The sequence below is a fragment of the Sphingomonas sp. LH128 genome (genome assembly GCF_000293195.2).
In the GTDB taxonomy this organism is placed as follows: Bacteria; Pseudomonadota; Alphaproteobacteria; order Sphingomonadales; family Sphingomonadaceae; genus Novosphingobium; species Novosphingobium resinovorum_A.
Genome location: NZ_ALVC01000348.1, coordinates 1 through 6,312 on the forward strand (window position 1 = coordinate 1; position 6,312 = coordinate 6,312).

Annotated in this window: 7 protein-coding genes; 4 read left to right on the forward strand and 3 right to left on the reverse strand. The window is 67.4% G+C overall.

Translation table 11 applies throughout. The annotated features are described in order from the left end of the window. Nucleotides 1-554: PLP-dependent transferase (locus LH128_RS24360; protein WP_008832349.1), on the reverse strand; the 554-nt coding region annotated here is incomplete at its 3' end. Nucleotides 555-707: 153 nt separating this feature from the next. Next, entirely contained in the window at nucleotides 708-1,961 is a 1,254-nt protein-coding gene (locus tag LH128_RS24365) for a hypothetical protein (RefSeq protein ID WP_172705161.1), read from the reverse strand. Between the two features lie 156 nt (nucleotides 1,962-2,117). On the opposite strand from LH128_RS24365, the gene queF reads away from it, so the two are divergent. After that, nucleotides 2,118-2,576: a preQ(1) synthase gene (gene queF / locus LH128_RS24370; RefSeq protein WP_008832352.1), complete on the forward strand. Its 459-nt coding sequence runs from the start codon at nucleotides 2,118-2,120 to the stop codon at nucleotides 2,574-2,576. 145 nt (nucleotides 2,577-2,721) lie between these two features. On the opposite strand, the gene LH128_RS24375 is transcribed toward queF, so the two are convergent. Continuing rightward, nucleotides 2,722-2,994, reverse strand: a complete 273-nt coding sequence (locus tag LH128_RS24375) for a hypothetical protein (RefSeq protein ID WP_008832353.1) — start codon at nucleotides 2,992-2,994, stop codon at nucleotides 2,722-2,724. A gap of 133 nt (nucleotides 2,995-3,127) precedes the next feature. Here LH128_RS24375 and LH128_RS24380 point away from each other — a divergent pair, with 133 nt between their 5' ends. From LH128_RS24380 to LH128_RS24390, 3 genes are all read left to right on the forward strand, one after another. Next, a complete protein-coding gene (locus LH128_RS24380) occupies nucleotides 3,128-4,687 on the forward strand; it encodes a carbon-nitrogen hydrolase family protein (RefSeq protein ID WP_008832354.1) in 1,560 nt (519 codons plus the stop codon). Between the two features lie 331 nt (nucleotides 4,688-5,018). After that, nucleotides 5,019-5,747, forward strand: a complete 729-nt coding sequence (locus LH128_RS24385; RefSeq protein WP_008832355.1) for a GntR family transcriptional regulator — start codon at nucleotides 5,019-5,021, stop codon at nucleotides 5,745-5,747. 87 nt (nucleotides 5,748-5,834) lie between these two features. Beyond that, nucleotides 5,835-6,254, forward strand: a complete 420-nt coding sequence (locus tag LH128_RS24390) for a GlcG/HbpS family heme-binding protein (RefSeq protein ID WP_036527851.1) — start codon at nucleotides 5,835-5,837, stop codon at nucleotides 6,252-6,254. The last annotated feature ends 58 nt before the right edge of the window (nucleotides 6,255-6,312 follow it).

A 6,312-nucleotide genomic window follows, 5' to 3' on the forward strand; every position in this document is an offset into this window, starting at 1 on the left:
GCGCCCTTCTCGCGCGCGATGCGGGCGAGTGCGGGCAGGTCGCACACCTCCATCGAGAGGCTGCCCGGCGCTTCCAGCAGCACCGCCCGCGTACGGTCGCAAAAGGCGGCTTCGTAAGCGTCGAGGTCCAGCGGATCGAAGAAGCGCGGCTCGATGCCCATGTCGGCCAGCAGGCCCTTGCCCATCGAACGGGTCGGGTCGTAGGCATTGTCGGTGATCAGCACGACGTCGCCCGGCCGCAGCAGGGTCAGCATGACCCCGGCAATGGCGGCGACGCCGGAAGGATAGAGCACGGTGCCTGCCGCGCCGGGCTCCAGCGCGGTCAACGCGTCGGCCAGCGCCCACTGCGTCGGCGCGCCGCGGCGGCCGTAGAAGAAACGCCCGTCCTCGTTGGTGCGCGGCCCCTGCGCCAGCGCGGCCGTATTCTCGTAGAGGTGCGTACTGGCGCGCCAGACCGGCGGGTTGACGACCGGCCCGGTCCATTCGCTACGCCGCCCGGCGCCGACGATACGAGTGGCAGCCTCAAGGTCTTCGAGGCGCTTACTGCTGTTCACTGTGATCTCCGCTGGCTGGGCAGACAGAACCCTAGGCCATTTTCCGCGTTCCGGGAAAGGGGTTAGGTGAAGGAGAGGCCAGACCCTTGAGCTGTTTCACTTCGTCACCCTGAACGTGTTTCAGGGTGACGACGGAGCTAGGATCGGTACGCCTCAGACCGCCTTGCGCAGCGTGCCCGGCAGAACCGGATAGGCGCGCGCCTCCGGCACCTCGCGCGCGCCGAGATCGCGGTGCTCCATCGGGCCGGTGTCGAGCCGCAGCGGCGCCAGCGCGGGGCCTCCGGCGATGCCCAGCGTGAAGACGCGGCGGACGGGCGCAACGGTCTCGGCGAAGACTACGCCCACACGCAGCAGCGGCACGAAGAACGACGCATTCGCGCGCTGCAGCGGCCTAATGGCGCTGAGCGGCAACTGCACTTCGCCGGTGAGGGTAACGCTCTCCCGCGCCGCAAGCGCAGGCACCGGCTTGAGCGGCGTCAGCGTCTCCAGCGGCGGGGCAAGCTGCTGCTCGGAAGTCAGCGAGCCATGTGCGCCGATCATGTCGCCGATCAGGTGCCCGGCCGGGAGGTCGGTGCCTGCCGTCAGCGTCACCCGGTACTGCAGCGTCGCGAAAACCAGCGAGAGGCGCAGGCCGACCGGCTCGAAGGCGATATCGACGGCCTCCGGCGCAGCGGCTGGCGGCGGGACCGGAGCGGGACGCGGCGACACCGGCGGGCTGGCGAATTCCGGCTGCGGAACGGGGGCAGGCTTCGGAACAGGAGGCGCGACGGGTTCGGCGACCTCCTGCACTTCGGGCCAATCTTCCGCTTCCTCGGCCGGGCGCTTGCGCCGCAGAAAGAACGCAAGGGCGCCCAGGACGACCAGCGCTGCCGGGATTGCCCATACCCATATGGGCAAGCCCTGCTGCGAGGCCGGAGCGAGAGGCGCAGGCGCAGGGGCAGGTGCTGTCGTGGGCGTTTCGACCGCCGAGGGCGCAGGGATCGGCGTCGGTAACGGTTCGGGCGCGACCGGCGCGGAAGCCGAGGGAGTGCCCTGCGGCTCGGGCGTCGCCGAAGCGCGCGGTTCGGGCGCGCTGGGGCTGGCTGCCGGGTTCGGCGTTCTCGTCGGCGTGGAGCGCGGGGTCACGGAGGGCTGCGCGGTGGGCTGGACGCGCGGAGGCTGAGCGGATGGCTGGACCTGCGGCGGGGGTGCGGCAATGGTCGGCACCGGTTCGGGCGCGGCATTGCGCGGCCGCAGAAGCGGGTTCTGCGCGTCGACCGGACCTTGTGCCCGCGAACTCGGGGTCGCGGTGGGCTCGGGAAGGCTCCAGGTGGTGCCGCTCGACTGGGCACCGACAGGCCCCGCGAGAATTGCGGCCAGCGCGGTCGAGATCGCCGCGCGCGCTATGATTGAATTCGTGCCCCTCATGGTATCTTCGGTCTTCGCCAAACTTCGTGTGAACCCTCAGTTAATGCCTACCGCCCACACGACAAGACGTGGCCTGCCATCGTCCATCGCCGGTGTGACATATGGGCCACCTGCGACATACTTGCGTTCGCGCGTCCTTGGCGGCATTGCCGGGTCATGACTGACACCTCTTTCCCCCTCCACCTCGGCCAGCAGAGCGGACTTCCCGCTTCGCCCGAGGAAGCCCAGCTCGATTACGTTCCGAACCCGCGCGTCGGCAGCCTCTATCTCGTCCGCTTCGCCGCGCCCGAATTCACTTCGCTCTGCCCGGTGACCGGACAGCCCGACTTCGCGCATCTGGTAATCGACTATGCGCCCGGCGAAACCATCGTCGAATCGAAGAGCCTAAAGCTCTTCCTCGGCTCGTTCCGCAATCACGGCGCCTTCCACGAGGACGTAACCGTCGGCATCGGCCAGCGCCTGTTCGACGAGATGAAACCGCTGTGGCTGCGCATCGGCGGCTACTGGTATCCGCGCGGCGGTATCCCGATCGACGTGTTCTGGCAATCGGACGCGCCGCCCGCCGGGCTCTGGGTGCCCGATCAGGGTGTACCGGGTTATCGCGGCCGGGGGTGAGATTACCTCTCTTCCGCGTTACCCTCCTCCACCGCTCATGCTGAGCTTGTCGAAGCCTAGGGCGTTGGCGTCCACCACGGGGCCTTCGACAGGCTCAGGCTGAGCGGGGTTGGCAGGTCAGAGTATCCCAGATTTGCGCGGGTTTTCAGAACCCCGCGCTGGCAAATCGCGCGCCATTGACCCGCGTGAGGTCGATGGTGCCCTTGCCGATCGAGGCCATCTGCCGGCTCGTCAGGCACTGCGCGTAGACGGTGGGCGCCTCGGCCTTGCGGGCGGCTTCGGTATCGAGCGCACTGTCGATACCGGCATCGCAGGAACCGCGCGTCTCGTAAGTCCGAACAGGCGTCTCCAGCCGCTGGCAGGCGGTGCCGTCGTCCGAACAGGCGAACAGTGCGAGAGCGTAAAGGGTTGCACTCATGGGGGCAGTCTCCTTTCAGGGAAGACAACGGCCCGGGCGCCCCATGTATCCCGCGTCGCCTGAGAAAAAATGAATCCGCTCAAGAGGATTACGGACTGGAACCTTCCGCGCCGCAATGCGTAAAACAGCGCTCATGGACCAGACCAAAGCCAAGCTCATCATCCGCGAAGCGACCGTCGCGGACGCCGCCGCGATCGCCCGCCTCTCCGTCAAGGTCTACGGCAAGGCCGACGCCTTCACCCGCGCCGAGATCCGCGGACAGGTCATCAATTTCCCCGAAGGCCAGTTCGTGGCCGAATACGAAGGCAAGGTGGTCGGCCACTGCGCGACGATGATCGTCACCTCCGACCTCGCCTTCAAGCCGCATACCTGGGAAGAGATCAGCAACGGCGGCTACGGCCGCCCGCCTGCGCCCGAAGGCGACGTACTCTACGGCTTCGAGGTCTGCGTCGATCCCGACTACCGCCGCCTGCGCATCGGCCAGCGCCTCTACCGCAAGCGCCGCGAGGTCTGCCAGTATTTCGAGCTGAAGGGCATCGCCTTCGCCGGCCGCATGCCCGGCTACTACCGCCGCAAGCGCGCCTATCCCGATCCGGCCGACTACGTGCAGGCGGTGCGCGACAAGAAGATCCGCGACCAGGTCATCAACTTCCAGATGAACGAGGGCTACGAGCCGCGCGGCATCCTGCCCGACTACATCCCCACCGACCGCGAGAGCGGCGGCAACGCGGTGCTGATGTACTGGACCAACCCGCTCGCCCCGCTGGACACCGGCAAGTCGGTGCCCGGCCTCAAGGAGCGCGTGCCTTCCAGCGTGCGCGTCGCCACCGTGCAGTTCCAGATGCGTAAGATCGCCACCATCGACGAGTTCGAGGCCCAGGTGGAATACTGGATCGACGTGGCCGCCGATTACGAGAGCGACTTCGTGGTGTTCCCCGAACTGTTCACCCTCGAACTGCTCTCCATCGAGGAGACCAAGCTGCAGCCGGTCGAGGCGATCGAGAAGATCGCCGAATACACCGAGCGCTTCGTCGAGTTCATGGCGCGCATGGCGGTCAGCTACAACATCAACATCATCGGCGGCTCGCACCCCACCCGCGTCAAGCTGGGCGGCGGCAAGAGCGAGATCCGCAACATCGCCTATACCTTCCTGCGCGACGGCGCCGTGCACGAGACGCAGAAGTTGCACCCGACGCCTTCGGAACGACGCTGGTGGAACATCAAGGGCGGCTACGGCGCCAACGTGATCCCCACCGACTGCGGCCCGATCGGGGTGATGATCTGCTACGACAGCGAGTTCCCCGAACTGGCCCGCCACCTCGTCAACCAGGGCGCGCTGATGCTGTTCGTGCCGTTCTGCACCGACGAGCGGCGCGGCTACCTGCGCGTGCGCTACTGCGCGCAAGCCCGCGCGGTGGAGAACCAGTGCTACGTCGTCACCTCGGGCGTGGTGGGCAACCTGCCCAACGTCGAGAACATGGACGTCCACTATGCCGAAAGCGCGATCCTGACGCCGAGCGACTTCCCGTTCTCGCGCGATGGCGTGGCGGCGGAAGCGGCGGCCAATACCGAGACGATCGCGATCGCCGATCTCAGCCTCGATGCCCTGCTGACGGCGCGTCAGTCGGGCGCGGTGCAGAACCTCAAGGACCGCCGCTTCGATCTCTACCGCGTGGAGTGGGCGCAGCACTGAGCGGAGATCGTCATCCCGGCGAAAGCCGGGATCGCTGGCAGAGCCGCGTGAATTCGATAGATGGCGCGGCTTTGCAGGCTCCAGTCGCCAGTTCTCGTCTCCAGAGCACTCGACGGTCCCGGGACCAAGTCCGGGATGACGGATGTGCGATGACTCGGTGGCTCAGGCATGCCGGATCGCCTGCATAGGCCGCCCTTAGAGTACTCCTAGGTGCCGTTGAGTGCCCCTTGGGGCACGCTTAGAGCATCCTTGGGTGCCGTTAAGTACCCGTTTGCGCACCCCTTCATAACGGTCTATGCCCCGGATCGTATCCAAAACGCGAAGCGACGCCATGACCAAAGACCTTGCCGTACCCCAGGGCGTCGCCAGCCAGCGCGTCGCTGACATCCTCGCCGAACGTATCCTATCGGGCGCCCTCCCCCCCGGCGCGCGGATCAAACAGGACGAACTGGCGGACGAACTCTCCACCAGCCGCATCCCGGTGCGCGATGCCCTGCGCATCCTCGAAGCGCGCGGTCTCGTCACCATGCGCGCCAATGCCGGAGCGCGCGTCACCAGCCTCACGCGGCGCGACCTCGAGGTGTCCTACGAAATCCGCGAGCGGATCGAGCCGCTGCTCCTCGCCGACAGCGTGCCGCACCTGACCGAAGCCGACCTTGCCGACCTGCGCGACGTCATGGAGCGCAACGAGCAGACCGCCGACATCGACGAGGCGATCGCGCTGGGCCGCGAATTCCACTGGATCACCTATCGCCGTCATTCGACCCCGCTGCTCGCGCAGATCGTCGAGCGGGTCTGGGACACGACGCAAAGCTATCGCCGCGCCTACATGAAGCTGGCGATGTCAGGGGCAGCGGCAAGCCCCACGCCGGGAACGAAAAGCCCGTCTGGGCGCACGCACGATCTGGAGCACCAGCTGCTCTACGACGCCATCGCCAAGCGCGAGGTCGAGACCGCGCAGGCCGCCCTCGTCATGCACATCCGCCGCACCCGCACCAGCCTGCTGCGCTACGGGCACCTGATCGGCGACGGGGGAGCGATACCGCTCACGGCGGAGTGAGCGGGCGCTTGTAAAATCCGCACTGGATGGGCAGGCAAGTGCCGCCTTTCCCAAGGTTCGCCCTCTGATTCCGGAGAACCCGTGCGCATGATTACCCTTGAACAATCCCGCAGCCTGATCACCGCTACCCGTGCAAGGGGCCGCGAGATGGGGCTCAATCCGCTGACCGTGGTGGTGCTCGACGCCGGCGGCCACCTCGTCGCCATGGAGCGCGAGGACGGCTCAGGCTATGGCCGCCCGGACATTGCCGCAGGCAAGGCGGCGGGCGCGCTGGCGATGGGCGTGTCCAGCCGCAAGCTCGGCGACATGGCGGCGGAACGCCCGCAATTCATGGCGGCGCTGTCGGCCGCGTGGCACGGCAAGCTGATCCCGGCGGCAGGCGGCGTGCTGGTGCGTGACGAGGCGGGCGTGCTGCTCGGCGCGGTCGGCGTCAGCGGTGACCTCTCGGACAAGGATGAGGAAGCGGCCTTCGCGGGGATTGCGGCGGCAGGCCTGACAGCCGCCTAATTCCTCTCCGAGCTTGTCTCGGGGAGGTGGCAGCCCGTCAGGGCTGACGGAGGGGGAA

Excerpts from the sequence above, each read along its gene's own strand:
- queF (WP_008832352.1), top strand. The coding sequence starts at position 2,118 with ATGACTGACACCTCTTTCCCCCTCCACCTCGGCCAGCAGAGCGGACTT.
- LH128_RS24385 (WP_008832355.1), top strand. The coding sequence starts at position 5,019 with ATGACCAAAGACCTTGCCGTACCCCAGGGCGTCGCCAGCCAGCGCGTC.
- LH128_RS24365 (WP_172705161.1), bottom strand. The coding sequence starts at position 1,961 with ATGAGGGGCACGAATTCAATCATAGCGCGCGCGGCGATCTCGACCGCG.
- LH128_RS24375 (WP_008832353.1), bottom strand. The coding sequence starts at position 2,994 with ATGAGTGCAACCCTTTACGCTCTCGCACTGTTCGCCTGTTCGGACGAC.
- LH128_RS24390 (WP_036527851.1), top strand. The coding sequence starts at position 5,835 with ATGATTACCCTTGAACAATCCCGCAGCCTGATCACCGCTACCCGTGCA.
- LH128_RS24380 (WP_008832354.1), top strand. The coding sequence starts at position 3,128 with ATGGACCAGACCAAAGCCAAGCTCATCATCCGCGAAGCGACCGTCGCG.